Annotated in this window: 27 protein-coding genes and 1 riboswitch; of the genes, 8 read left to right on the top strand and 19 right to left on the bottom strand. The window is 70.9% G+C overall.

The window, feature by feature from the left end; all coding sequences use genetic code 11:
* The first annotated feature begins 62 nt into the window (after positions 1 to 62).
* On the top strand, positions 63 to 596 hold the full coding sequence (locus tag AB0G10_RS10310) for an SUKH-4 family immunity protein (protein ID WP_360918477.1): 534 nt from the start codon (positions 63 to 65) through the stop codon (positions 594 to 596).
* Here the strand turns inward: AB0G10_RS10310 and AB0G10_RS10305 are convergent.
* The 5 genes from AB0G10_RS10305 to AB0G10_RS10285 are packed head-to-tail and all read right to left on the bottom strand — an operon-like array spanning position 593 to position 4577.
* Complete coding sequence (locus AB0G10_RS10305) at positions 593 to 1588, bottom strand: dihydroxyacetone kinase subunit DhaK (RefSeq protein ID WP_360918476.1); 996 nt, start codon at positions 1586 to 1588, stop codon at positions 593 to 595. The two genes, AB0G10_RS10310 and AB0G10_RS10305, sit on opposite strands and share 4 nt — an antisense overlap.
* The gene (gene dhaL, locus AB0G10_RS10300) at positions 1585 to 2223 is read right to left on the bottom strand and encodes a dihydroxyacetone kinase subunit DhaL (protein WP_360918475.1); all 639 of its coding nucleotides are present in this window, start codon (positions 2221 to 2223) and stop codon (positions 1585 to 1587) included. The genes AB0G10_RS10305 and dhaL overlap by 4 nt, the downstream gene beginning before the upstream one ends.
* Entirely contained in the window at positions 2220 to 2975 is a 756-nt protein-coding gene (locus AB0G10_RS10295) for an HAD-IA family hydrolase (protein ID WP_360918474.1), read from the bottom strand. Before AB0G10_RS10295 ends, dhaL begins: the two co-directional genes overlap by 4 nt.
* Positions 2972 to 3832, bottom strand: a complete 861-nt coding sequence (locus AB0G10_RS10290) for a class II fructose-bisphosphate aldolase (protein WP_360918473.1) — start codon at positions 3830 to 3832, stop codon at positions 2972 to 2974. The genes AB0G10_RS10295 and AB0G10_RS10290 overlap by 4 nt, the downstream gene beginning before the upstream one ends.
* Before the next feature lie 49 nt (positions 3833 to 3881).
* Positions 3882 to 4577, bottom strand: a complete 696-nt coding sequence (locus tag AB0G10_RS10285; RefSeq protein WP_360918472.1) for a LuxR C-terminal-related transcriptional regulator — start codon at positions 4575 to 4577, stop codon at positions 3882 to 3884.
* 60 nt (positions 4578 to 4637) lie between these two features.
* Between AB0G10_RS10285 and AB0G10_RS10280 the strand changes: the two genes are divergently transcribed.
* Entirely contained in the window at positions 4638 to 4940 is a 303-nt protein-coding gene (locus AB0G10_RS10280; protein ID WP_360918471.1) for a hypothetical protein, read from the top strand.
* A 56-nt stretch (positions 4941 to 4996) separates the two neighbouring features.
* The gene (locus tag AB0G10_RS10275; protein WP_360918470.1) at positions 4997 to 5656 is read left to right on the top strand and encodes a DNA alkylation repair protein; all 660 of its coding nucleotides are present in this window, start codon (positions 4997 to 4999) and stop codon (positions 5654 to 5656) included.
* Between the two features lie 139 nt (positions 5657 to 5795).
* Here AB0G10_RS10275 and AB0G10_RS10270 read toward each other — a convergent pair whose 3' ends face one another.
* From AB0G10_RS10270 to AB0G10_RS10245, 6 genes are all read right to left on the bottom strand, one after another.
* Positions 5796 to 5957 (bottom strand): hypothetical protein, encoded by a 162-nt coding sequence (locus tag AB0G10_RS10270; protein ID WP_360918469.1) that lies wholly within the window; start codon positions 5955 to 5957, stop codon positions 5796 to 5798.
* Positions 5958 to 6037: 80 nt separating this feature from the next.
* Positions 6038 to 6916 (bottom strand): intradiol ring-cleavage dioxygenase, encoded by an 879-nt coding sequence (locus AB0G10_RS10265; RefSeq protein WP_360918468.1) that lies wholly within the window; start codon positions 6914 to 6916, stop codon positions 6038 to 6040.
* Entirely contained in the window at positions 6913 to 7920 is a 1008-nt protein-coding gene (locus AB0G10_RS10260) for a maleylacetate reductase (RefSeq protein ID WP_360918467.1), read from the bottom strand. The genes AB0G10_RS10265 and AB0G10_RS10260 overlap by 4 nt, the downstream gene beginning before the upstream one ends.
* Positions 7917 to 9662: an FAD-dependent monooxygenase gene (locus AB0G10_RS10255; protein WP_360918466.1), complete on the bottom strand. Its 1746-nt coding sequence runs from the start codon at positions 9660 to 9662 to the stop codon at positions 7917 to 7919. The genes AB0G10_RS10260 and AB0G10_RS10255 overlap by 4 nt, the downstream gene beginning before the upstream one ends.
* A 258-nt stretch (positions 9663 to 9920) precedes the next feature.
* Positions 9921 to 10997, bottom strand: coding sequence for a helix-turn-helix domain-containing protein (locus tag AB0G10_RS10250; RefSeq protein ID WP_360918465.1), 1077 nt, complete (start codon positions 10995 to 10997; stop codon positions 9921 to 9923).
* A gap of 583 nt (positions 10998 to 11580) precedes the next feature.
* On the bottom strand, positions 11581 to 12525 hold the full coding sequence (locus AB0G10_RS10245; protein WP_360918464.1) for a LysR family transcriptional regulator: 945 nt from the start codon (positions 12523 to 12525) through the stop codon (positions 11581 to 11583).
* Positions 12526 to 12594: 69 nt separating this feature from the next.
* On the opposite strand from AB0G10_RS10245, the gene AB0G10_RS10240 reads away from it, so the two are divergent.
* Genes AB0G10_RS10240 through AB0G10_RS10230 form a run of 3 tightly spaced genes read left to right on the top strand, consistent with a single transcriptional unit; the run spans position 12595 to position 15058 of the window.
* On the top strand, positions 12595 to 13779 hold the full coding sequence (locus tag AB0G10_RS10240) for a thiolase family protein (RefSeq protein ID WP_360918463.1): 1185 nt from the start codon (positions 12595 to 12597) through the stop codon (positions 13777 to 13779).
* Positions 13776 to 14429 (top strand): 3-oxoacid CoA-transferase subunit A, encoded by a 654-nt coding sequence (locus tag AB0G10_RS10235; protein WP_360918462.1) that lies wholly within the window; start codon positions 13776 to 13778, stop codon positions 14427 to 14429. The genes AB0G10_RS10240 and AB0G10_RS10235 overlap by 4 nt, the downstream gene beginning before the upstream one ends.
* The gene (locus AB0G10_RS10230; RefSeq protein ID WP_360918461.1) at positions 14426 to 15058 is read left to right on the top strand and encodes a 3-oxoacid CoA-transferase subunit B; all 633 of its coding nucleotides are present in this window, start codon (positions 14426 to 14428) and stop codon (positions 15056 to 15058) included. The genes AB0G10_RS10235 and AB0G10_RS10230 overlap by 4 nt, the downstream gene beginning before the upstream one ends.
* A 1-nt stretch (position 15059) precedes the next feature.
* On the opposite strand, the gene AB0G10_RS10225 is transcribed toward AB0G10_RS10230, so the two are convergent.
* The 6 genes from AB0G10_RS10225 to AB0G10_RS10200 form a co-directional block, all read right to left on the bottom strand.
* A complete protein-coding gene (locus AB0G10_RS10225; protein ID WP_360918460.1) occupies positions 15060 to 15707 on the bottom strand; it encodes an alpha/beta hydrolase in 648 nt (215 codons plus the stop codon).
* Positions 15708 to 15778: 71 nt separating this feature from the next.
* A complete protein-coding gene (locus AB0G10_RS10220; protein WP_360918459.1) occupies positions 15779 to 16735 on the bottom strand; it encodes an SMP-30/gluconolactonase/LRE family protein in 957 nt (318 codons plus the stop codon).
* Positions 16736 to 16770: 35 nt separating this feature from the next.
* Positions 16771 to 17460 (bottom strand): histidine phosphatase family protein, encoded by a 690-nt coding sequence (locus AB0G10_RS10215; RefSeq protein WP_360918458.1) that lies wholly within the window; start codon positions 17458 to 17460, stop codon positions 16771 to 16773.
* 2 nt (positions 17461 to 17462) lie between these two features.
* On the bottom strand, positions 17463 to 18200 hold the full coding sequence (locus AB0G10_RS10210; protein ID WP_360918457.1) for an SDR family oxidoreductase: 738 nt from the start codon (positions 18198 to 18200) through the stop codon (positions 17463 to 17465).
* A 787-nt stretch (positions 18201 to 18987) separates the two neighbouring features.
* Positions 18988 to 19212, bottom strand: a complete 225-nt coding sequence (locus AB0G10_RS10205; RefSeq protein ID WP_360918456.1) for a hypothetical protein — start codon at positions 19210 to 19212, stop codon at positions 18988 to 18990.
* A gap of 21 nt (positions 19213 to 19233) precedes the next feature.
* Entirely contained in the window at positions 19234 to 19740 is a 507-nt protein-coding gene (locus AB0G10_RS10200; protein ID WP_360918455.1) for a hypothetical protein, read from the bottom strand.
* A gap of 60 nt (positions 19741 to 19800) precedes the next feature.
* Positions 19801 to 19934, top strand: a riboswitch (cobalamin riboswitch).
* Positions 19935 to 19968: 34 nt separating this feature from the next.
* Between AB0G10_RS10200 and AB0G10_RS10195 the strand changes: the two genes are divergently transcribed.
* Positions 19969 to 20700 carry a CbtA family protein gene (locus AB0G10_RS10195; protein WP_360918454.1) on the top strand — a complete coding sequence of 244 codons (732 nt, stop codon included), beginning with the start codon at positions 19969 to 19971 and terminating at the stop codon, positions 20698 to 20700.
* On the opposite strand, the gene AB0G10_RS10190 is transcribed toward AB0G10_RS10195, so the two are convergent.
* On the bottom strand, positions 20690 to 21430 hold the full coding sequence (locus AB0G10_RS10190; RefSeq protein ID WP_360918453.1) for a (2Fe-2S)-binding protein: 741 nt from the start codon (positions 21428 to 21430) through the stop codon (positions 20690 to 20692). The two genes, AB0G10_RS10195 and AB0G10_RS10190, sit on opposite strands and share 11 nt — an antisense overlap.
* A gap of 112 nt (positions 21431 to 21542) precedes the next feature.
* On the opposite strand from AB0G10_RS10190, the gene AB0G10_RS10185 reads away from it, so the two are divergent.
* Complete coding sequence (locus AB0G10_RS10185; RefSeq protein ID WP_360918452.1) at positions 21543 to 22526, top strand: aldo/keto reductase; 984 nt, start codon at positions 21543 to 21545, stop codon at positions 22524 to 22526.
* Between the two features lie 275 nt (positions 22527 to 22801).
* Here the strand turns inward: AB0G10_RS10185 and AB0G10_RS10180 are convergent, their stop codons facing one another.
* Positions 22802 to 23809, bottom strand: a complete 1008-nt coding sequence (locus AB0G10_RS10180) for an extracellular solute-binding protein (RefSeq protein ID WP_360918451.1) — start codon at positions 23807 to 23809, stop codon at positions 22802 to 22804.
* Between the last annotated feature and the right edge of the window lie 135 nt (positions 23810 to 23944).

Genomic DNA, 23944 nt, shown 5'->3' with positions numbered 1-23944 from the left:
ATGAGATCCTGCGTACTGATATCGGCGAGCATCGACCGAACGGTCCTACTATTCTCGCGATCGTGCCTACCGATGCTCTTCCCCAGCCTCCGGAATTCGACGCGGTCGAGACATGGGCGGGCGCCGGGCGGGTGATACGCGCCGGCGAACCGGAACTCGCCTCCTGGGAACTGCCCGAACAGCAGAAATCGGCGCTCGTCACGAGCGGGGTGCCGATCATCGACGGTCTCGTCGACGTGGTGTCGTTCCAGGTGAAGCCCACGATGTACCAGCTCGCGCAGGCGGGCGGCCAGGACCGCGTCTTCGGCGCCGCCGCGGTGACCGGCGCCGTCGTCGAGCATTCCACCGAAGCGGGGATGCGCTTCGTCAACTCGTCGATTGTGCATTGGCTGTGGTCGCTGCACTTGGTGGGCAGCTGGGTGACCGGTTCGGTGGCCCTGGCCCGCTGGGACGAATCGCCGGAGGCCGAGGAGCAGACCTTCGCCGAAATCGCCGCGCTGCTCGAGCGGATCCGCGAACTGGACCCGCCCGCGGTCGGCGACGGCTCCCACGACGACCATTTCTGGCCGGCCGTCCTGGACCGCTGGCTCTACTAGAACATCCGGACGGCCGCCTCGGCCGGCGCCGCCAGCAGGGACTCGATCTCGTCGTCGAGGCGGACCAGGGTGAGTGAGGCGCCGGCCATGTCGAGCGAGGTGCAGTACTCGTTCACGTAGCTGCGCCCGATCGTGACGCCGCGGCCGGCCAGCCGGCGATGGGCGTGCCGGTAGAGGATGTAGAGCTCGCTGATCGGGGTGCCGCCGAGCCCGTTGATCATCAGTGCGACCCGATCTCCGGATTCATAGGGCAGGTCGGGTACGACGGCGTCGAGCAGGTCGTCGACGATCTCGTCCGCTGCTTTCAGGGGCCTGCGCTCGCGCCCCGGTTCCCCGTGGATCCCCACCCCGAACTCCATCTCGCCCGGCCCCAGCTCGAACAGCGGCGACCCCTTCGCCGGCGGTGTGCAGGCGGTCAGCGCCACGCCCATGGTCCGGGTCACGTCGTTGACCTTCCGGCCGATCCGGAGCAGCTCGTCCATGCCGGCGCCCTGCTCGGACGCGGCGCCGACCGCCTTGATGACGAAGAAGTTGCCGGCCACGCCGCGCCGGCCGACCGTGTAGAGCGAGTCCTGCACCGCGACGTCGTCGTTGATCGTGAGGATCTCGCAGCGTACGCCGTCCGCCTCGGCCATCTCCTTGCCCATGTCGAACGCCATCCGGTCGCCGGTGTAGTTGTTCACCAGCAGCAGCACGCCCTGAGGTGAGGAGAGCAGCTTCGCGGTCTCGTAGACGTAGTCCATCGGCGGCGCCGCGAAGACGTCCCCCGGGCAGGCCGCGTCGAGCATTCCCCGGCCGACCGCCATGACGTGGGCCGGCTCGTGCCCGGAACCGGATCCCTGCACGATGGACACCTTGTTCTCCGACGGCGCGCCGGCCCGCATGATGAGGTTGTAGGCGGGGACGTAACGCAGGGTCTCCGGATTGGCGAGGGCGATGCCCTCCAGCATCTCCGGGACGAAACTCTTCGGATCGTTCACGAACTTCTTCACGACGCCGCTCCTTGACTCGACCAGGTCTCGCTGACGCGCTCGGCGAGCACGGCCACCGCGACGGCGCCGGCGTCCACCGAACCTCTGCTGCGCTCGCCCGTGTAGGACGCGCGCCCCCGTTTCGCGACCATGCCGCCGGTGGCGTCGGCCGCCTCCCGGGCCGTCGCCGCGGCCGCCCGCAGCGCCTCCCGCACGCCGGCGCCCCGGCCCAGCTCCCGCTCCAGCCGGTCGGTGTAGGGCACCAGCGCGTCCAGCAGCGTCTTGTCCCCGACGTCGGATCGGCCGCGCTGCTTGATGCCCTCGATGGCGGCCCGCAGCATGCCGACCACATCGGTGCCGTCCACGTCGGTGCCGTCCGCTGCCATTCCGGCCCGCAGGAAAGCGGTCCCCCAGAGCGGGCCGGAGGTGCCGCCGATCCGCGAGGCGATGACCATGCCGGTGCGTTTCAGGAATGCGCCGTCGCTGCTGCGATCCAGCTCGTCCCAGCCTTCGAGGAGTTTCTCGAATCCGCGGGCCAGGGAATAGCCGAAATCGCCGTCGCCGACCACCGAATCCAGGTCGCCGAAGAACCTCTCGTTCGCGATGGCGGTCTCGGCGATCGTCCGGACCACCCGCTCGGTCTCCGGAATGCTCATCGCGGTTCCTCCAGACAGGCGCGCAGATCGTCGAGGGTCAGATAGTCGCCGGGTTGCGCGGCGCCGCGATTCGCCAGGATCTCGATGGCGGGCCGGCCCGGATCGCCGAGCTCGCTCACCACCAGAACGGCCTCCGAGAAGTCCTCGTCCTCGGTGTAGCCGTTCACCGTGACGAGGCAGCGCAGGCCCGCGTCGGTGGCGGCGAGCAGGCCGTTCCGCGAGTCCTCGACGATGAGCGTCGCGGACTTGTCGAGGCCGAGGCTCTCGACGGTCAGTTCGTAGATGGCCGGGTCCGGTTTCTTGGCCGGGACCGCGTCGCCCGCGAATACCGGGATCCGCCGCGCCGTCTCGGCGCCGACCGCGTTCTCCAGAACGGCGCGCACCGATTCCTCGGCCGACGTCGACGCCACCGCGACGGTCCAGCCCTTCCGCAGCGCCTCGGGGATGAGCCGGGCTATTCCGGGACGGGCCGGGAGGCGGCCTTCGGCCACCAGCGCGCGGAATGCCGCCGTCTTGGCGCGGTGCCAGGTCGCGAGCGTTTCGGTACGGTCGTCGCTCCGTGCGATCCCCTCCTCGAAAAGGGTCGCCATCCGTTCCTTGCCGCCGCCGATCCGCAGTTTCTCGCCGTACTCGCGCTCGCTCCACCGGACCGGGAGGCCGAACCGCGCGAAGGTGGCGTTGAAGGCCGGCAGATGGCCGTGGCGTTCGGTGTCGGCGAGCACGCCGTCGCAGTCGAAGACGAGCGCGGTCACCAGGCTCGCCCCGATCCGCCGAAGAGCCGGATGTGCCGGCGGGCCATTTCCAGGACCGCCGCCCGCTGATGCCGGAACAGCGCCGGCGGATCCCATTTCCCGCGTTCCGCGGCGGTCCGCAGATGCTCCAGCCCGGACATCATGAAACTCTCCTTGAGCGCCGTCGAGATGTTGACCTTGGCGCAGCCGCGGGCGATCAGGTCGGTGAACTGCTCGTCGGAGAGGCCGGTGCCGCCGTGCAGGGCCATCGGCACGCCGGTCGCCGCGACCAGGTCGCTGACCCGCCGCGCGTCCAGCGACGGCGTGCGGCGGTACTGCCCGTGCGAGTTGCCGATGGCCGGCGCGAAGCAGTCCACGCCGCTGTTCTTGATGAAGTCGATCGCCACTTCGAGGTCCTGGATCGCCGGCGCCTCGTCCGACCCCAGATCGTCCTCGACGCCCTGGATCCCCTCGATCTCGCCCTCGACGTGCGCGCCGGCGCGGCGGGCCTCGGCGACCACCTCGGTCGTCTGCCGCAGATTCTCGGCGACGTCGAGCTCGTGCGCGTCGAACAGCACCGAATTCCACCCGCCCGCGAGGCAATCGGTGATCACCGCGCGATCCGGGCAATGGTCGAGATGGAGAGTGACCGGAATGCCGGCGGTCCGCATCATCGCGTCGACGATCGCGAACAGCCGGCTCCGCCCGTACATCTGAACGGTTTTGACCGAAGTCTGCAGAATCACCGGCGCCTGTTCCTCGGTGGCCGCGGCCAGGACCGCCTCGGTGCTCAGGTCATTGACGACGTTGAAAGCGGCCACCCCGTATCGATCGGCCAGGGCGCGGTCGAGGATCTCCTTCATGGGTACGACGGGCATGCGCCCAGTGAATCCGCGGGCGTCGTGGTCGCGGTATGGGGAGAACTCCCTATCGGATCCAGCCGTTGTCGAGGGCGGTGACGACGGCGGCCGTGCGATTCGTGGTGCCGGTCTTGCGGAGGATCGCGCCGATGTGTTTGTCGACGGTTTTCGGCGAAATGCATAGGCGGCTGGCGATCTCCCGATAGGTCAGCCCGTGCCTGAGCAGGAGGAGGACATCGCATTCGCGCGGCGTGAGCGTCATTCCGGGCGATTCAGGAGCATTCAAGGGCTTCTCTGTACGACCGGAGCGCATGATCGCCGCGGCCGCCGCCTGGGTGAGCGCCTCGAGGTCGTCGAGGTCCCGGACGGTCCTCGCGTCCGGCGCGAAGATCACGCTGACCGCGATGACGTCGCCACGCCACCAGATCGGCACGGCCGCCGCCGCTCCCCGCCGCGCCGGATCGTCGCCGGCCAGATGGCCGGACCGCAGCCGGCCGTATTCCGGGATCACCACCGGACGCCGGCACCCGAACGCCCGGCCGGTGGCGCCCTCGTCGAGCGGGAAGGAGGCGCCGAGCCGGCAGGAGGCCCCGTACTCGGCGGCCTTCGTGTACTTCCCGGCGTGCGCGTCGACGAGCGACACGCTGCCGGCGGCCGACCCGGTGAGCCGCGCCGTGTGCCGCAGCAGCCGGCGCAGCACGACCTCGAGCCGCCGGTCGTCGTAGACGTCGGCCACCGCGTCGGCAAGCCGGAACCCGGTCACAGGCTCGAACATAAGTCCCGCCCGCCGGGACCGGAAACGGTCGCCGCTAGGATTCCGCAGATGACGAACGCGTTGGGCCCTCTCCGGCTGTACGCCGGCCTGGCCGTGGTCTTCTTCGGCATCGTCCCGGCCACGATGGTGACCCTGCTGGTCGCCCAGGGCAAGACCCCGTCATCGGTCGGCTACCTGCTGATCGGCGGCATCCCGCTGGTCCTGGCCGCCCTGGTGATCGCGATCCGCGGCATGACCGGCGGCGAGAACGAGGAGTCCGCGCGCCGCCTCTACCTCAGCATGATGCTGGTGGCCGGCGCCGATCTGTTGCTCCTCGGCGGCAACGCCCTGCTCCGGATGGGCTCGAGCTAGGGTCCCGCGCGGCGCCGCGCGCGGGTACGGTCGTCTCCGGACTACGGGGAGGTCATGTGACGACGCTCGAAGAGCTGCGCGAGGAGCTCGCGGCGCTGGAGGATCCGAAGATCCTCGACGTGAACCGCCGGCACGGTGACGACCACGGGGTGAACCTGGGCGCCCTGCGCGCCGTGGCGAAGCGGCTCAAGACGCAGCCCGATCTCGCGCGCGAGCTGTGGGCGTCGGGCGATTCCTCGGCGCGGCTGCTGGCACTGCTGGTGTGCCGGCCGCGGCAGTTCGCGAAGGACGAGCTGGACGCCATGCTGCGCGAGGCGCGGACGCCGAAGGTGCAGGACTGGCTGGTCAACTACGTGGTCAAGAAAAGCCCGTACGCCGAGGAGCTACGGCTGGCGTGGCTGTCCGATCCTGATCCGGTCGTCGCGAGTGCCGGGTGGGCGCTCACCACCGAGCGGATCGCCAAGAAACCCGAGGGGCTCGATCTGAACGGGCTGCTCGACGTCATCGAGACCGAGATGAAGGCCGCGCCCGACCGGCTGCAGTGGGCCATGAACCACGCGCTCGCGCAGATCGGCATCTCGCACGCCGGGCTGCGGGCCCGCGCCATCGCGATCGGGGAGCGGCTCGAGGTGCTCAAGGACTACCCGACGCCGCCGAACTGCACCTCGCCCTACGCCCCGATCTGGATCACCGAGATGGTCGGCCGGCAGCAGTGAGAATCGGGCCGGGGATCCCTCCCCGGCCCGATCACGGGTCTGATGCTTGAGCGGGCTCGATTTCCGCGGGCCCGGTTTCTGCGGGCCCGGTGGATGCGGGCTCGTTCTTACGCGGGCCCGCTCTTATGCGAGCCCGTTCTTACGCGGGCTCGGGCACCGCGCCGGGCTCGGTGGCCGGCTCGGGTGCGGGCTCGGACGGCGCCGGAGGAAGCGGATCCGGGTTGTCCGGCGAGAGTTCGCCCGGATCGTCCGGAATCGGCGCGCCCGGGTCGAGCGGCGGGTACTTGTCCGGGTCTGGCATCGTGATCTCCTCTCGCGAGATCAACTACCTACCCGTTCCCTTGATCAGCAAACAAATACGGGTCGAATCACCATATTCCGTCACGGGCTCCGCGGCGCCAGGACGATGTCGAAGTGGACCCGGGACCATCCCCGGCCGCCCAGATCGCGGCCGTCCGGGGTGGGCGTGCCCGGCGGGCACGACGTGAAGTCCTTGACCAGGGAGTCGCGGACCCCGAAGACGCTGTCGCTGTCCAGCAGGGCGTCGCCGCGGACGAAGATGTGCGTCACCAGGGTGCGCATCCCGGGAGCGGTCACCATGAAGTGCAGGTGCGACGCCCTCATCGGCGAGCGGGCCGTCGCCGCGAGCAGGCGCCCCACCGGGCCGTCGTGCGGAATCGGATACGGCGTCGGGGTGATCGCCCAGAACCGGAAGGCGCCCGCGTCGTCGGAGAAGAGGTGACCGCGGGCCGCCACCCGGTCGTCGTCGTACTGGACGTCGTAGAAGCCGTCGTCGTCAGCCTCCCACACCTCGATGCGCGCCCCGGGAACGGGCTCGCCGGACGTGTCCGTCACGGTTCCGGACACCCAGCACGGCTCGCCGGCCGCGCCCCCGGAGATGTCGCCGCCCTGCTCGACCGCGGGCGAGCCGGCGGCGAAGAACGGGCCGAAGACCGTCGCCTCGGTGGCGTCCCCGTACGCCTCGTTGTTGACCGTCACGGTCTGCATCGAGACGCCGAGCACGTCGGAGAGCAGGATGAACTCCTGCCGGCGGTCGTCGGTGATGTGCCCGGTGGCGGTCAGGAACGCGATGGCCCGCTGCCACTCCTCCTCGGTGAGCCGCACCTCCCGGACGAAGGAGTGCAGATGCCGAGTCAGGGAACGCATCAGTTCCCGCAGCCGCGGATCCGGGGTGCCGTCGAACGAGGCGACGACCCGGTCGGTCAGCCGGGCCTCGCGATTCTGCTGTTCGGTCGTCATTGCGGGTCCTCCCCTGCCCAGGCGCGGCGCAGCAGCGCGGTCAGATTCGCGGCGGTGACCGGGACCGGATTGCCGGGCGGAACGGCCTCCAGAACGGCGTCGACCACCGGCGGAATGTCCTCCTCGGAAAGCCCCAGTTCGCGCAGGGAACGGGGTGCGCCGATCTCCTCGTACACATCATGAAGGCCCTCGACCGCCGAGGCCGCGCCGAAGGCCTGAGCCAGGCGGTCGGAGACCGCCGGCGCGTTGAGAGCCAATACGTGCGGGAGCACCACGGCGTGGGTCTGCGCGTGCGGAAGATTGGCCATGCCGCCCAGCGCGTGACATATCTTGTGGTGCAGACCGGAACCGGCCGAGGCGAACGCGACCGCCGCGAAATGGGCGCCGAGAAGCGTTTCCTGACGGCCCTTGAACGAGTCGAGAATCGGCAGTCCGGCGCGCAGATAATGGATTCCCTCGAGCGCGAACGCACGATTCACCGGGTCGGTGCGCGGCGCCCACATCGCCTCCACCGCGTGCGCGAGCGCGTTGAGGCCGGACGCCACCGCGAGATCGACCGGCAGGGACGCCGTCAGGGTGGCGTCGTAGAGGACCGTGCGCGGCAGCACGCGCGGATCAGCGCCGGTGGTCTTGCGACCGTTCTCGGTCATGCCCCAGATCGGGGTGACCTCCGAGCCGGCATAGGTGGTGGGCACCGCCACGATCGGCAGGCCGCTGGTGAGCGCCACCGCCTTGGCCAGCCCCACGGCCGAGCCGCCACCCACGCTGACCAGGACGTCCACGTCGTTCTCGGCCGCCGCGGCGCGGGCCCGCGCGGCCACCTCGACCGGCACGTGCATGACCACCTCGGTGTGCCGGACGGCGTGCGGCAGCGCGACCCGGGTGCGCTCCGACGCGATCAGGAACGGACGTGACCCGAGACGCGCGACCTCGTCGGCCAGCGACGCGACGGACCCGAAGACGACCCGCTGCGGCAGCGTCTCGTGGGTGAAGCTGAGGCTCATACCGACAACTTACGGCCGAGGACGGCCGCGAGCGCGTCGCGCAGCGCGAGGTACGGATCGGCCGGCATCCCCGGCGATCGCCAGCCGATGTGCTTGTCCGGCCGGACCAGCACGGCCCCCGCCTCGTCCACCTCGCGGACGCGCGCCCAGTCGTAGTACAGATCGGTCACCGCCTGACCGGGACCGATCACCACGGTGGCGAGCGGCACCCCGAGCTCGGCGGCCACCTTCTCGGCGGCGGGCTGCCAGGCCGACCCGGCGATGCCGGTGATCAGCGTGAACCGGGTGAACGGCGCCAGGTCGAGCGTGGAGATCCGGGTGCGGGCGTCGCCGACCCAGACGTGCGGCAGGCGCGAGCCGGGCACCGTCGACGGCTCGTAGTAGAGCTCCGGATCGCGGCTCGGCTCCGGCCTCCGGTGCGTGCCGGCGATGGCGGCGGACTCGTAGAACTGCCCGAGCTCCACTCCGTGCGCGTTGAACTCGTAGTGTTTCAGCTCCATCGCCGACACGAGCGCGGCCCGCTTCGCCGCCCCGGCCGGCGTGTTCTCCTTGCGCTCCTCGATCCGCGCCGCCATCTCCGCCTCGTCCCGCGCGTCCAGCAGCCCGAGGGCCTCGAAGAACTGCACGAACTCCCGGCTCGACCGGTTCGCCCTCGTGACGATCTGCTTCGCGACCGGGGCCCTCTCCTCGGTGTACGTGTCGAGCAGACTGGCTGCACCGTACCCACGAAGGACGGCCGCCAGCTTCCACGCCAGGTTGTAGGCGTCCTGCACCGACGTGTTCGAGCCGAGACCGTTCGACGGCGGGTGCCGGTGCACCGCGTCGCCGGCACAGAACACCCGGCCCTCGTGCAGGCGGGTCGCGTACATCTCGTTGTTGCCCCACAGCGACGCCCCGGTGATCTCCACCTCGATGTCCGGGAGGCCGAGCAGGCTCCGCACGATCGCCACGGCCGCGGCGTCGTCGACGACCGGCGGCGGCCCGCCGATGTCGTAGCCCCAGACGATCAGCCACTCGTTCCACGGGCGCACCATCCGGACCAGGCCGGCGCCGATGCCGCCGACGTTGGAGCCGGGCTGGATGACCCAGTACAGGACCGACGGCCGGTTACCCACGTACGCGGAAAGGTCTGCCTTGAAAGTGATGTTCATGGACCCGGCGATGTCCATGGCGCCCTCCATCGGCAGTCCGATGTCGGCGGCCACCGCGGACCGGGCGCCGTCCGCGCCGATCAGGTATTTCGCGCGGATCGTGTAGTCCTGGCCGGTCAGCCGATCCCGCACCCGCACGTCCACACCGTCGGCGTCCTGCACGTGCGACAGGTACTCGGTGGAGAACCGGGTCTGGGTGCCGCGCTCGGTCGCGGTGCGGACCAGGATCGGCTCGAGATAGGTCTGCGGGATGTCCACCGGCAGGCACGGCGAGGCGAGCCGGTAGTCGCCGTGGCGTCCCGGGTGCGTCCCCCAGGTCAGGATGCGCCCGATCTCCTCGCCCGCGATCGCCGTGCAGAAGACGGTGTCACCCATCAACTCGTGCGGCGTCGCGTCGGCGAGCACCCGCTCCTCGATCCCGGCGTCGCGGAACACCTCCATGGCCCGCTGATTCGTGATGTGCGCCCGCGGCGTGTTGGCGGTCCATCGGTACTTAGTGATCATCACATTCGGAACACCGAGCGTCGACAGCAGCATCGCCGCCGCCGCACCCGCCGGCCCCGACCCGACGATCAGGACATCGGTCTCCATGACTGCCACGCCGCCTCCACCCGTGCGCCGGATCACTGCCGGCCCAGTCTGGACGCGCACCCACCCCGCACGGCAAGGCCTCGCCCGGGAGTAGGCGGAAACGCGAACCTATGGCGAAACCCCGAACCCGCCCCGCCGCGACCCGCGGACAGCGTTTTCGACCGATCGCGCCCGGAAGACGGCAGATCGGCCACCGCCCGCCGCATGCCCGGAGACCGCGGATCAAGCGCCGCCCGCCGCATGCCCGGGAACCGCAGGTCAGGCGCCGCCCGCCGCATGCCCGGGGTCGCCCGCCGCCCGGCGGATCTCCGAGGCGCGCACCCCGAACCGTTCCCGGAACACGTGCGAGAAGTGCGCGGCCGACCCGAACCCGCACGCCACCGCGACCTCCGCCACGGTCATCGACGGCGACGCGGCGAGCAGAGCCTTCGCCCGCTCCAGACGCCGCCCGAGGACGAACTGCGGCAGACTCGTGCCCGAACTCGCGAAAGCCCGCGACAGATGCCGCTCACTGATCCCCGCGCCGGCCGCCACCCGAGCCGCCGTGAGACCGATCTCGGTCAGGTGCTCCTCGATGAACGCGCGGGCGTTCGCGAGATGCACCGCCCCCGGATCACGACCGCTTCCGACCATGCTCGCCACCAGTGCGAGCAAACTCTCCTCATCCGCCGCCCGGTCCCGCTCACCCACCGCCCGGTCCCGCTCATCCACCGCCCGGTCCCGCTCATTCGCGACCTGGTCGCGCAGGGTGCGATGGGCGAGCCTTCCGAGCGTACGAGCGGAGCGCTCCTCCCGGACCACCGGCCCACGGAGCTCGGCAAGCCCGGTCGACGCCTCGAACACACCCCGCGGCACCTTGATCGCCAACTCCTCCAGCCCGCGCGAGAACCCTCGCATGAACGGCCGGTCGGCGTCGCAGATCAACACCTGCCCGGGCTTCAGCACCAGCACCCCGTCACCGTGGTAGAAGAACGCCTCCCCCGCCACCGCGACATAGACGGCGATCGCATCGGCCGGACTGCGCCGGATCACCTCGGCCGGACGCTCCACCACATGGGCGTTCCCCCGGACCCGCGCCAGATGAACCCGGTCGAGCTGCAGGTTCTGCTCAGCCCCGTCGAACGGATCCTCCCCGAGCATCCGGCACCGCAGCCCGATCAGAGCGGCCCGGTTGTGGTCCTCCCACAACCCGATCCGCTGCTCAGCGGGTAGATCAGCCGTACTGAAAGTGCTCAGCCCTCGAGCCACCGACCACCTCCGCCCCGGATGTCCGCCGTCCATGGCCGCCGCCAGCCGCTTGTCCGCCAGCCGCTTGTCCGCCAGCCGCTTGCCCACCAGCCCGTGTGTCCACCAGTCGTGTGTCCGCCGTCACTCATCCTAGCCACGGCGCCCGCTTCCTCAACGCATCGAATGTCGCCACCGGAGGGCTCCGCCCGCACCGATACGACGTAAGCGAAAAACAAAGTTGGCGCGCCTCCCCATCACCGCGAAAGCCAAGGCGAGCGGCGAATGGCGGCCGACATCCCTGAGCCACGGCGACAGGAACAGCCGGAGAAGGAGACGGGGGCGAAGGCAAGGGAGTTTCCGGGTCTGGCTGCGGCTCCGGCTCAGACCTCGGTTGCGGTGCCACCGGCTCCTCGGCCGCCCTCAACTGCCGCAACCGCCGCTCATGCCTCTGCTTCAACCCCCATGCTCGGTGCCTTTTGTGCTCACGCCGGAATTCCTCGGCCTCCGGAGAATGGTTGCGGCGCAGCGTGCAATCCCGGAGATGCCTCGTCGGGAATAGTGATTGCTGCGCCATTCCTTCATTGTCCGCGGGGGCATCGGGGACGGCCACGGCATTCGCCCGAGTTTCATATCCGGGAACGTTTCGGGATATCGCACTTGCGCTGATGGAAATCTTGTGGCTGTAGACCGCTCAGCGCAGTGAACTGATGATCTCGGCCACCCGGGCGACGGCCGGGGAGGTTTCGCCGGTCCGGGTCGCCATCGCGAGGTCGACCGTGGGCGGATCGGTCAACTCCAGGTAGGCGACTCCCTCCAGGGCCAGGCTTCGCACCGGCTCGGGTACCAGCGCCACCCCCATGCCCGCCGCCACGAAGACGACCAGGGTGGCCGTCTCGCCCACCTCGGTGATCGGGTCGGGGTGGAAGCCCGCGGCGGCGCAGGCGGCCAGGACGTGCTCGTGCATCGACGAGCGGTGGCCGGAGAAGTGCATGACGAAGGGCTCGTCGCGCAACTCGGCCAGATCGAGCGCCGCGGAAGGCTGCGGGCCGGGCGGAGACGGCTGGCCGGCCGGGGGGCGCCTGCCGGCTGCGGGACCCCGTCCGGCGAGGGGATGGCGGTCCGGGAGGACGGCCACGAGACGTTCGCTGCGGAGGACGCGTGCCGAGATCTCCGGGTGGGCGGCCCCGTCCGGACGCAGGACGACCAGGTCGAAAGTGCCGTCGATCAGCCCGGCGACCAGAGCTGGACTCAACATCTCGCCATGGAGCTCCAGACGTACGGAAGGCAATTGTCTTCTGACCTCACGCGCCGCGGCGGGAAGCAGATCGTAGGTGGCGGTGCCGATGAAACCGACCGAGACGCGGCCCGCTTGACCGGAAGCGACCAGGGCCATGTCGCCCGCTGCCCGCTCCGCGGAACCCAGCACGGCCCGGGCGTGGTCGGCGAACCGGTGTCCGGCTTCGGTCAGCTCGACGCGGCGGGTGGTACGGGTGACCAGCTCCACCCCGAACTCCCGCTCGAGCTGCTTGATCTGCTGGGAGAGGGCAGGCTGGGCGATGTGCAGCCGTTCGGCGGCGCGGCCGAAGTGACGCTCCTCGGCGAGCGCCAGGAACGAGCGGAGATGGCGCAGTTCCATAAGTACAGGCTATCAATCGGCGGCGATTCAGTATTGGAGTCAATCGGTGGCACGTCATAGGTTGGAGACATGAACTCCGCGTACCTCTATGCAGCGGCCCGAACGCCGTTCGGCCGGTTCGGGGGCGCCCTCGCCGAGGTCCGGCCGGACGACCTCGCGGCGGCCGCCCTGAAAGGCGTGCTCGCCAAGGCCCCCGGCCTCGACCCGGCGGTGATCGGCGACGTCGTGTGGGGCTGCGCCAACCAGGCCGGCGAGGACAACCGCAACGTCGGCCGGATGGCGGTGCTGCTCGCCGGCCTGCCCGTCTCGGTGCCCGCCACCACGGTGAACCGGCTCTGCGGCTCGTCGCTCGACGCCGCGATCACCGCCTCGCGCACGGTCGAGTCGGGGGACGCGGACGTCGTCGTGGCCGGCGGCGTCGAGTCGATGACGCGGGCGCCGTGGGTGCTGCCGAAGCCGTCGCGCGCCTACCCGGCCGGGAACGTCACGGCGGTGTCGACGACGCTCGGCTGGCGGCTGGTCAACGCCGCGATGCCGGCCGAGTGGACGGTCTCGCTGGGTGAGGCGAACGAAGCGCTCGGCGATCGGTTCGGCATCAGCCGGGAGCGGCAGGACGAATTCGCGGCCACCTCACACAACAATGCCGATAAAGCGTGGAATGACGGCTTTTATCGGGATCTGGTGGTCGAGGTGCCCGGCGTCGATCTCGACCGTGACGAGGGCATCCGCCCCGGATCGACATCGGCCAAGCTCGCCGGCCTCAAACCGTCCTTCCGCCCCGACGGAACGATCACCGCGGGGAACGCCTCTCCCCTCAACGACGGCGCCTCCGCCCTGATCATCGGATCCGAGGCGGGCGCCCGAAATATCGGACTTGAACCCCTCGCCCGCATCGCCGGCCGCGGCGTCCACGCGAACGCGCCCCAGGACTTCGGCTTCGCCCCCGTCGAGGCCGCCGAGAAGGCCCTGAAGCGCGCCGGCATCACCTGGTCCGACGTCAGCGCCGTCGAGCTCAACGAGGCCTTCGCCGTCCAGTCGCTCGCCTGCGTCGACGCGTGGGGCGTCGACCCCGCGATCGTCAACGCCCGCGGCGGCGCGATCGCCATCGGACACCCGCTCGGCGCGTCCGGCGGCCGGATCCTCGGCACCCTCGCGGCCCGGCTGCGCGAGTCCGGCGGCCGGTGGGGCGTGGCAGCCATCTGCATCGGGGTGGGCCAGGCCCTCGCCGTGGTACTCGAGAACGAGAACTCATGAAGATCTGTGACACCGCCGCCGCGGCCGTGGCCGGGATCGAGGACGGCTCCACGGTCCTGATCGGCGGGTTCGGCATGGCCGGCATGCCGGTGCAGCTGATCGACGCGCTCATCGACCAGGGCGCCACGGACCTGACCGTGGTGTCCAACAACGCCGGCAACGGCGACACCGGCCTGGCCGCGCTGCTCGCGAAGGGCCGCGTACGGAAAATGATCTGCTCCTTCCCCCGGCAGAGCGACTCGTGGGTCTTCGACGGCCTCTACCGGGCCGGCAAGATCGAGCTGGAGGTGGTGCCGCAGGGCAACCTCGCCGAGCGGATGCGCGCGGCGGGGGCCGGCATCGGCGCGTTCTACGGGCGCACCGGAGTGGGCACGCCCCTGGCCGAGGGCAAGGAGACCCGCGAGATCGGCGGGCGGACGTACGTCCTGGAATTTCCCATCAAAGGGGACGTGGCGCTGATCGGGGCCCACCGGTCGGACCGGATGGGCAACCTGGTCTACCGCAAGACCGCCCGCAACTTCGGCCCGGTCATGGCGACCGCCGCGTCGCTCGTCATCGCCCAGGTCAGCGAGATCGTGGACACCGGCGACCTCGACCCGGAAGTGATCGTGACACCGAGCATCTACGTGGACCGGGTGGTAAAGGTATGAGCCTCGACAAGCACGCCATGGCCGCGATCGTGGCCCGCGACATCGCACCCGGCTCCTACGTGAACCTCGGCATCGGCCAGCCCACCCTGGTCGCCGACCACCTGCCGGCCGACGCCGGGATCGTGCTGCACACCGAGAACGGCATGCTCAACATGGGCCCGGCCGCGACCGGTGACGCCGTCGACCCGGACCTCACCAACGCCGGCAAGATCCCGGTGACCGAGCTGCCGGGCTCGTCCTACTTCCACCATGCCGACTCGTTCGCGATGATGCGCGGCGGCCACCTCGACGTCTGCGTCATGGGCGCCTTCCAGGTGTCCGCCGCGGGGGACCTCGCGAACTGGCACACCGGCGCGCCCGACGCCATCCCGGCCGTCGGCGGCGCCATGGATCTCGCGGTCGGCGCGAAGAGCGTCTACGTGATGATGACGTTGTTCGCGAAGGACGGTTCACCCAAGCTCGTCCCCGAGTGCTCCTACCCGCTCACGGGCCTCGGATGCGTCGACCGGATCTACACGGATTCAGCCACGTTCATCATCACGAGCGACGGCGTGGTGGTCCGCGACACCTTCGGCATCACCTTCGAGGAACTGCGCGAACGGCTCGACGTGCCCCTGGTCCGCGGATAGGTCACGACGGTTTCCCGGTCACGTACCCGTGCAGGCGCCGGGCCAGCTCCCCCGGGCGGCTCAGCGCCGGCGTGTGCCCGCCGTCGATCTCGTCGGGCTCCACGCCGAGCCGCTCCCGCGCGACGCGGCGCTGGAACGCCACGGGCATGAGCCGGTCGTCGCGACAGATCAACACCTTCACGGGTACGGGGGGCCAGGTCACCATCGGCGACGGCTCGCCCAGCCGCGCCTCGGACTGGCGGCGTCCCCGCCGGCGCGCCTCGTCGGCCAGCGCCGGCTCGACGTCCTGATAGAACAGGTCGTCGTGGTCGCCCTCCGACCGGTATCCGGTATCGGTCCAGTAGGTGGCGGGCGCCTCCCCCGGCACCGGGATCATGGGAGCGACCAGCACGATCAGGCCGACCGCGACCCGGTCGCCGACGAGCGGCGCCACGAACCCGCCGAGCGACTGCGCCACCACCACGAGATCGCGCCGGTCGCCGACCGCCGCGACGACCGCATCCGCGTATTCGGCCAGTCCCGCCGTGTCGTCGTCACACGGCAGATCCGGCGCGACGGTGTCGTGGCCGAGGGCGCGCAGCTCGGCTTCGACGCGATGCCAGTACCACCCGACGTCACCGGCGCCGTGGATCAGCACGAAGGAGGCCATGCCCCTGTCTACACCAGGGCGAGCCCTCCGGTCAGCGCGGCGGACAGCCGCTGCGGGTCGGCCGCCCGGACTCACTCCAGGGCCACGACGGCCAGATCACTCTCGGTCAGGCTGCCGGCGATCAGCACGCCGTCCCGCTCGGCGACCGAGGTCACGAAGCCGTAGGAGCCGTCGGTGCTGCGCAGGTCGTGGACCAGCCGGCCGTCCAGGGAGAACGCCATCACCCACGCGATGGGGACGGCTTTCGGTCGTACGGAATCGGGCAGGCTCCAGACGAGGACGCGAAGGAAACCGGGCAGCGGGAGAAGGCGGTCGACGAGGTGGTTGCGGGGCGCGGCGATCGCCACCCAGAGAAGGCCGTCGCTGCCGAGCGACATGTTGTCGGGGAAGCCGGCCAGGTTCTCGGCGAACATCTCGCTGCGGCCCGCCGACGGACCGGTCAGCCGGTAGCGCCGGATGCGGTAGCCGGACGTCTCGGCGATGAGCAGGTACGACTCGTCGGGCGCGAGCACGATCCCGTTGCCGAACTTCAGGTCGGGGATGAGTGTCGTGATGGTCCCGTCCGGGTCGCGGCGCATCAGCCGGCCGGTGCAGGAGTGCTCGATGATGTCGCCGAGGTGTTCCTGGACCGTCCACCGGCTGGTCGAGGTGGTGAACCAGATCGTCCCGTCCCGGCCGCGGACCACGTTGCTGGCGAACGTGAACCCGTCGGCCAGCACCGTGACCTCGCCGTTCGTGATTTCCAGCAGCCCCCGGTCGTGGTCGCAGACGATCACGGCGTCGCCGGCCGGCCACACGCCGAGCGGCCGGCCCCCGGTCGTTCCGAGGACGGTCCGGTCCCCGGTCGACGAGTCGACCCGTACGATCGAACCGTCCTCCAGACCGGTGACCACCGCCCCGTCCGGAGCGAATCGGACGTCCTCCGGACCGTGCCCGCCGGTCGGCAGCCGCTTGCGCACCCGGAACGGCCCGGTCGGACCGGCGTCGGCGAACGGGGGCGGCGTCCACCGCCGGGGCTTGATCACCATGACGAATCCTCCAGGCCGACGGAAACGGCGATAGCTCAGCGGTAGGTCAGCAGTCCGGGCTCGGCTTCCAGGTGCGGGTGCTCGTTGTAGACCGACATCGACAGCCCGCGCCGCCCGCCGATCAGCTTGGTGACGCCGGTGTTCACGGCGACCCGGTTCAGCGCCGTCCACACGGCGGTGACGTCCCGATCGTCGCCGCAGGTCAGCAGCGCCGCGGCCATCGCGATCGGGCCGCCCGAGCTGAACACGACGATCTCCCGGTGTTCGCGGAGCAGTTTCCCGGCCCGCTCCAGGGCGCCGGCCACGCGGTCGCGGAACGCGGGGAACGACTCGGCGTACTCGAGATCGCTCGTCCCCGAGCACCAGCGGCCGGTCGCCTCCTCGAAGATCTCCTGGAAGGCGCGGTCCGGCCGGTCGTGCCCGTTGAGCTCGGCCATCATCGCGGCGCGGTCCCGGAACGCCGGCCGATGCACCTCGACGACGTGCTGGAAGTCGAACTCGTCCCACCCCGGATCGACGCGCGTCTCCACCGCGATCCCGGTTCCCGCCGCGGTCTCCTCGTGCCGGCGCATGGTTCCGCGCAGCACCAGCCCGGGCCGGATCCCGCGCGCCGCGAACGACCGCCCGAGCACCCGCGCCTGCTCATGCCCCCGATCGGAGAGCGCGTCGTAATCGTCCGCCCCGAACGACGCCTGACCATGCCTGACCAGCAACAACTTCGCCAAGATCAAACCATCTTTCGTACGAAGGACAGCGGCAGCACCCGCAGGGCCACCCCGATCGGCACCCACGGCCAGGCCGGCACATAAGCCTTGACCTTCCGCTTCTCGATGGCCGCGACCATCGCGCGTACACCGACGGGGGTGTCCACCATGAACGGCGTCCCCTGCCGCACCCGCGCGTTCATCTCGGACCGGATGTAGCCCGGATAGATCACCGAGACGTCCACGCCGGGGATCCGCTCGGACCGAACCCCTTCCGCGATGGCGGCGACCCCGGCCTTCGTGGCGGCGTAGGTGGTCATCGACCGCCGCATCCCGCGCAGCGCCGACATCGACGAGATGAGGACGAGGTGGGCCCTCTCCTGCGTCCGGAAGATCTCCAGCGCGGCTTCGGTCTGCGCGAGCGCCCCGACGAAGTTCACCATGGCGGTCTCCCGGTTGGCGTCCCACCGTCCCGTGCCGAGCGGCGCCCCCTTGCCCAGCCCGGCGTTCACCACGACCCGATCGATGCGCCCGAACACCGCCGCGAACTCCCGGAACACCCGGAACACCGCCGCGTCGTCGGTGACGTCGAGTTCCCGCACCTCGACCCGCCGCTCCGGAAGCTCCGCCCGCAGCCTCTCCAGCGGCCCGATCCGCCGGGCACACAGCGCCAGGTCGTAACCGAGCGCCGCGAACTGCCGCGCCATCTCCTCACCGAGCCCGGCACTAGCGCCGGTGATCAGAACAACACCCTTGCTCACAGCGGCAACCTACGCACTTCCCGTCGGAAGCGCTACCAGCAAGTAACCTCCGGCGGCTTCATCGGGCGGGCCGCCGGCTCCCCCATCCGGCCAGGAGGAGACCCGAGACCACCAGAACGACGCGCCCAACCAGTCGAATGGCGAACCCGCCGCGCAGTCCCGCGTTGCCGTAGCCCGCGAGCCGGCGGATCGCTCCCTGGCCCCCACGATCAGCATCGCCGTCCTCACGACCCGGCAGTCGCAGAATCACTTCGGTCCCGTTCGCCACCGGCCGTGGGCGGCGGTGGTCGTGGCCGGCCAGGGAAGCAGAGCAGCGCTGCCGAGATCGCAGGCGTCCTGACGGTGTTCCCCGCCGGGGAAGCGGAGTCGGCTGCGACTGGGGATGACGTGGCGGCGGGTTGTGGGCGGCTGTTGTGTATTGCTGCCCGGCAACCGTGGCGCAGCGCAGGACTGCAGTCGAGCGAGCCTGGCTGCAGCACACGGCTGTACCAACCGGCGTGTCACGACCGTCGACTGCAGCCGAGCGAGCCTGGCTGCAGCACACGGCTGTTCCAACCGGCGTGTCACGACCACGGACTACAGCCGAGCGGATTCGGCCGCGGCACAGCGGCCGTGCGTCGTCGTTGGCCCAGTTTGGCTCGGGAGGAGGGGACGGGTCAGGGGTGACCATGCACCATCGCCGGTGGGCGCCGGACGGCCTGGAGTGGGCAGGGGCCCGCGTCGTGCGGGCGGGACGGGGGATGTGCGGTTGGGGGCGGTCTGCGCCCTCGTACTCAAAGGGTTTTCGCTATTTCGGCGCGATTCCGCGCCATGCGGGAGAGGCGGCAGAGGCTGTCGCCGCGGCCAGGCGGCCCGCTGCCGGATCGGCGGCTGGGGCTTCGGTGGTGGCCGGCTGGCGGGTGGACCAGTGCCGGGTGCGGGCGGCGAGGGCAGGCAGGCCCGGATCGTCGAGGGGCCAGCCGTGGGCGGCGTCGTAATCGCGGAAGAGGGCGCGGAACTCGGGGTCGGCCATGGCGGCGAGTTTGTCGGTGGCTCACTGCTGGGCCTGGGCCGGCGCGGCGGACTGGAGCAGGATCCAGAGGTCGCGCTCGAGGCGGGCGGTGCGCTCGCTGATCCCGGCCACGCGCAGCTCGTCGAGGTAGCGGGCCACGTCGGGGGCTACGAACAGCTGGTCGCCGCGCGGTGATCCGGCGGCGGGTGCGCTCCAACTCCTCGGCGTGGCCATCTCCTCCGGGCCGGCGGCCAGCAGCTCGGCGATCCGGGAGCGGGGGACGCCGGCCTGGACCAGCGTACGGATCTGCGTGGCCGGCGTCGTAGCGCCGGCAGCCGGGCGCGAAGAGCGTGCCGCACTCCCGGTTGAGCCGCTCCACGTAGGTCTCCAGCGGGTCCGGCCCGGCCGCCTCCGGGACGGACGGGTCGGCGTCGACGCCGCTCGTGTGGTTGAGCGGATGCCTGATCCGGATCTCGCCGGCGAGCGCGAAGGAAGGGAGGTGCCGTGCGCGACGGCGGCCCGATCGGCGATGTGCTCGACGTCTGCCATACGTCGATCGTCGGCCCTGCCCCTGGGGCAGGGTCAAGGCCCGTTGTGCGGCCGTCCCGGCGACCACTAGGTTGAGGGGGTCTACTGCGGCGACGCGAGGGAAGCCGGTGAGAGTCCGGTGCGGTCGCGCCACTGTGACCGGTCCCGATCAGGGGCCGGAAGTCAGGGAACTCGCCCGCCGCAACCCCACGATCGGGACGCGTCATCCCGTTGGAGGTCTACCCCACCGTGCCCTCGAACTTCCTCTCGCTGCTGTTGCGCGGCCTGCTCGCCGGCTTGATCGCCGGCCTCGTCGCTGGTGCCTTCGCCTACACGTTCGGGGAGACCCACATCGACGCGGCCATCGCCATCGAGGAGGCCGCCGCTCCCCCGGTCGCGCCCGGCACGGTCGAGGAGGAGCCGCTGGTCAGCCGGCAGGGGCAGAAGGTGGGCCTGGTCCTCGCCACCACCCTGTACGGCATCGCCATGGGCGGCCTCATCGCCACGGCGTACACGCTGCTGCGCCGCCGCTTCCGGCTCGCCGACGACGGCCGGGTCGCCCTCGCGCTGGCCGGTTCGGCGCTGCTCGGCGGCGTCCTGGTTCCGTGGATCAAGTACCCGCCGAACCCGCCGGCGGTCGGGGACCCGTCCACGATCGACCAGCGGACCTGGAGCTACCTCGCGCTCCTCGTCCTCGGCCTGGTCGCGGTCTGGGCCGCGGTGGTCGCCGCCCGCACGCAGACCGCCGACTGGCGCCGCGCGGCCGCCGGCGTCGGCGCGTTCCTCGTCGTGGTCGCGGTGGCCTACCTGCTGTTGCCGTCGATCCAGGAGGTGCCGGACACCTTCCCGGCCGCGCTGCTCTGGGACTTCCGGATCGTCTCGCTCGGCGTGCAGGCGGTGCTCTGGACGGCGCTCGGTCTCGCGTTCGCCGCGCTGGTGACGTCCCGCGCCTCGCGCAGGACGTCCGCCGTCATCGGCTGAGCATCGCCCGCCACTGCCGCGCCCGGTCCGCCGGCGGCACCAGCACGCAGTCGCCGCAGGTGCCGCCGCCGGGGATGCGGTAGTAGAGGCAGCAGTTGTTCCGCACCAGGAACCAGCGGTCCCGGCCGGGATCGGGCCGATGCAGGGTCGCGGTACCGGCGAGGGGCGCCCGGGCGAGCAGCTCCCCGACCAGGGCGGCGCTGCCGGCCGCGTGCTCCGGGGCCGCCTGCGCGATCATCGTGTGGGCGCCGCCGAGCGCGGACGCCACGTTGCCCCACAGCACCTGAGGGGAGAGCACGAACCGGGTCCGGAACGCCTCCAGCATCGGCGTGACCAGCGTGCCGATCACCGCGACGAGCGCCGTGGCGTGGTCGGCGGCGCTGGTCTCGAGGTGCTCGTAGACGATCGGGATCGGGCCGCTCGGCACCGGGCGCCAGCCCATCCGGTCCGGGTCGGCCACCGGGACCGCGCCGCCGATCACCGCGGCGGCGAGCGGGGCCGAGACGAGCCGGGCGGTCAGGCCGAGGAAGACGGTGGAGGCGACGACGCGATCCTCGGGGTTGCCGGCGCCCATCCGGTTCAGGAGGCGGCGGGCGTCGCCGACGCGCTCGGCCAGGACGACCGGGTCGGACAGATCGGATATATCGCGATATCGCCGACCCGGCTCCCACACGAAGTACGGCCCGATCCGCGCGGCGGCCGCCAACGCCGTTTCCGCCCGCCCCGTCACACCCGAACGCTATCAACCGCCGGGCTTTCGAGGTCCGGTCCGGCACCTGGACGGACGCCGGGCAGCACGCCGCGCAGTTCGAACGGCTCCCTCCGGTAGGTAGCGTGAACCCGTGACGTTGAAAAAGCGCAAGCTCGGCACGCTCGAAGTATCCGCGGTCGGTCTCGGTTGCATGGGGCTGAGCCACGGTTACGGCCCGCCCGTCGACGAGCCGGACGGCATCGACCTGATCCACGCCGCGATCGACAGCGGCGTCACGTTCTTCGACACCGCCGAGGTCTACGGCCCGTTCACCAACGAGGAACTGGTCGGCAAGGCCCTCAAGGGGCACCGCGACAAGGTCGTGCTGGCCACCAAGTTCGGTTTCGCGATCGGCGACAGCGGCCGCGGCGTCGACAGCCGGCCCGAGCACATCCGCGAGGCCGTCGAGGGCTCCCTGAAGCGCCTCGGCGTCGACCACATCGACCTGCTCTACCAGCACCGCGTCGACCCGGCGGTCCCGATCGAGGACGTCGCCGGCACGGTCAAGGAGCTGATCGAGGCCGGCAAGGTGAACCATTTCGGTCTCTCCGAGGCCGGCGTCGATGTCATCCGCCGCGCCCACGCGGTGCAGCCGGTGACGGCGCTGCAGAGCGAGTACTCCCTGTGGTGGCGCGAGCCCGAACAGGAGATCCTCCCGCTGCTGTCCGAATTGGGCATCGGCTTCGTCCCGTTCAGCCCGCTCGGCCGCGGCTTCCTGACCGGCGCGATCACCACCGACACGGCGTTCCACAGCACCGACATGCGCGCCGGCCTGCCCCGATTCACCCCCGAGGCGCGCGCCGCGAACCAGGCCCTCGTCGACCTCGTGACCGCGATCGCCCATCGCATCGGTGCCACGCCCGCGCAGATCGCCCTGGCCTGGCTCCTCAGCCAGAGCCCCTCGATCGTCCCGATCCCCGGCACCACCAAGGTCACCCGAGTCCGCCAGAACGTGGTCGCCGCGTCGATCGAACTCTCCCCCGGCGATCTCCTCGAACTCACCGAGGCGGCCCACAAGATTCCGATCGAGGGCCACCGCTACACCGAGTCCATGGAGAAATGGATCAACCGCTGACCCATTAAGATCAAGATCATCTCGCAGCGGGGCGGTGGGTCTGGACCGCCGCTCCCGCCGAGGTGCGCGGCACTGCTCGCCGGCCGCTGGCGCGTCCGGAACGCGAGCCACCACCGCGCCACCTGAGTGAGTGGTTGCGCCCTCTTCCTCTCAGTCCCGCCCGCACCCCTTCCCCGCCGGCCCCGCCCCTCATCCCCCACCCGGCCATCCCGGCCATCCCGCCGTCCGGCTGTCCACATGCCCGGCCTCCGCCGACGGACGGGCGCACCGGCCGGTCAGCAGAAGAGTCGTGGTGCGGCGCCGGTTGCCGGCGCTCCCGCCAGGCCGCGGGCCAGACGCCGGGCCACCGCCGGCGCGGAGCCGCCGGCGATCAGCTCGTTCTCGGCCACCCGGAGATGCCGCCAGTAGTCGACCATCTGCACGCCCGACGGCATCAGATCGCCGGTCTTCCAGAGTTCGTACGCGAGGCGGACGTCGTCGTCGTGCGCGAGGGCCGCCGCCAGCTGGCTCTTGAGCGCGAGCGGCCGCGGCTGCGACCGGTAGTGGGCATCCGCGACGTCCTTCCTGGTCAGGTAGCACTCGATCCAGTCGCGGGCGATCGGGTTCTCCGCGCCGCGCCGGGTCAGGAAGAAGCTCTCCACGGAGACGAAGGCCGGGCCGCGGGCCGGTCCCGAGGCCGGGGGGATCGGCCCGACGGCGTACTCGATGCCGGATCGCCGGAGGTCGGCGAGCGCGAAGGCGCACGTCACCAGGTAGGGCGCGCGCCCACTGACGAACATCTTGATCGCCTCGAAGACGTCGCGCGCCGGCGTGAGGATCCCGTGCTGCGCGCTGGTCAACGATCGGAAGCACTCGAGTGCGGCAACCATGGCCCGCGATTCGACATCGGAGAACTCGGGCCGGACCCGCCCGGACCCGTCCCGCAGGAAGGTGTCGCCGCCGGCGCCGGTGAGGAACGGGTACATGAGGAACGGCTCGCCCTCCGGCCCGACCGGGAGCGCGACGCCGCAGCGGGTGGCGCCGGATCTTCGCAACTGGGCGACCTGGGAGGTCAGTTCCTCGATCGTGGTGGGCTCGTCCGGCACGAGCCGAGTGTTACGGAAGAGCAGTGGCGTGTCGACGGCGTACGGAACGCCGTACACCTTTCCGTCGAACGTCACGGCGCTGATCGAGCGGGGCAGGAAAGAGGCGATCACGTCGGCCGACAGATCCGGAGGAACGATCAAGTCGTGTTCCACGAGACAGCCGATCCAGTCCTGAGGGCCGAGCAGCACGTGCGGCATCCGATGAGGGCTGACCCGCGCCAGCCGTTCGACGGTCTGCGGTCAGCCGGCCGTTGCGATCCCGCACCCACCGAACGCCCGCTGTGTCGGTGAAGGTCACCTCCACCCTCCGCCCGCCCGTCACCCCACCCGCCT

It is taken from the genome of Actinoplanes sp. NPDC023714 (genome assembly GCF_040639855.1).
In the GTDB taxonomy this organism is placed as follows: Bacteria; Actinomycetota; Actinomycetes; order Mycobacteriales; family Micromonosporaceae; genus Actinoplanes.
The sequence above is the reverse complement of the archived record's forward strand: the minus strand, read 5'-3'. Positions and strand labels throughout refer to the sequence as shown.

Bases quoted from the DNA above. Each gene is read 5' to 3' on its own strand.
- dhaL (WP_360918475.1), bottom strand. From the start codon at position 2,223: ATGAGCATTCCGGAGACCGAGCGGGTGGTCCGGACGATCGCCGAGACC.
- AB0G10_RS10290 (WP_360918473.1), bottom strand. From the start codon at position 3,832: ATGCCCGTCGTACCCATGAAGGAGATCCTCGACCGCGCCCTGGCCGAT.
- AB0G10_RS10280 (WP_360918471.1), top strand. From the start codon at position 4,638: ATGACGAACGCGTTGGGCCCTCTCCGGCTGTACGCCGGCCTGGCCGTG.
- AB0G10_RS10270 (WP_360918469.1), bottom strand. From the start codon at position 5,957: ATGCCAGACCCGGACAAGTACCCGCCGCTCGACCCGGGCGCGCCGATT.
- AB0G10_RS10265 (WP_360918468.1), bottom strand. From the start codon at position 6,916: ATGACGACCGAACAGCAGAATCGCGAGGCCCGGCTGACCGACCGGGTC.
- AB0G10_RS10260 (WP_360918467.1), bottom strand. From the start codon at position 7,920: ATGAGCCTCAGCTTCACCCACGAGACGCTGCCGCAGCGGGTCGTCTTC.
- AB0G10_RS10255 (WP_360918466.1), bottom strand. From the start codon at position 9,662: ATGGAGACCGATGTCCTGATCGTCGGGTCGGGGCCGGCGGGTGCGGCG.
- AB0G10_RS10245 (WP_360918464.1), bottom strand. From the start codon at position 12,525: ATGGAACTGCGCCATCTCCGCTCGTTCCTGGCGCTCGCCGAGGAGCGT.
- AB0G10_RS10240 (WP_360918463.1), top strand. From the start codon at position 12,595: ATGAACTCCGCGTACCTCTATGCAGCGGCCCGAACGCCGTTCGGCCGG.
- AB0G10_RS10235 (WP_360918462.1), top strand. From the start codon at position 13,776: ATGAAGATCTGTGACACCGCCGCCGCGGCCGTGGCCGGGATCGAGGAC.
- AB0G10_RS10230 (WP_360918461.1), top strand. From the start codon at position 14,426: ATGAGCCTCGACAAGCACGCCATGGCCGCGATCGTGGCCCGCGACATC.
- AB0G10_RS10225 (WP_360918460.1), bottom strand. From the start codon at position 15,707: ATGGCCTCCTTCGTGCTGATCCACGGCGCCGGTGACGTCGGGTGGTAC.
- AB0G10_RS10220 (WP_360918459.1), bottom strand. From the start codon at position 16,735: ATGGTGATCAAGCCCCGGCGGTGGACGCCGCCCCCGTTCGCCGACGCC.
- AB0G10_RS10205 (WP_360918456.1), bottom strand. From the start codon at position 19,212: ATGGCCGACCCCGAGTTCCGCGCCCTCTTCCGCGATTACGACGCCGCC.
- AB0G10_RS10200 (WP_360918455.1), bottom strand. From the start codon at position 19,740: ATGGCAGACGTCGAGCACATCGCCGATCGGGCCGCCGTCGCGCACGGC.
- AB0G10_RS10180 (WP_360918451.1), bottom strand. From the start codon at position 23,809: ATGCCGCACGTGCTGCTCGGCCCTCAGGACTGGATCGGCTGTCTCGTG.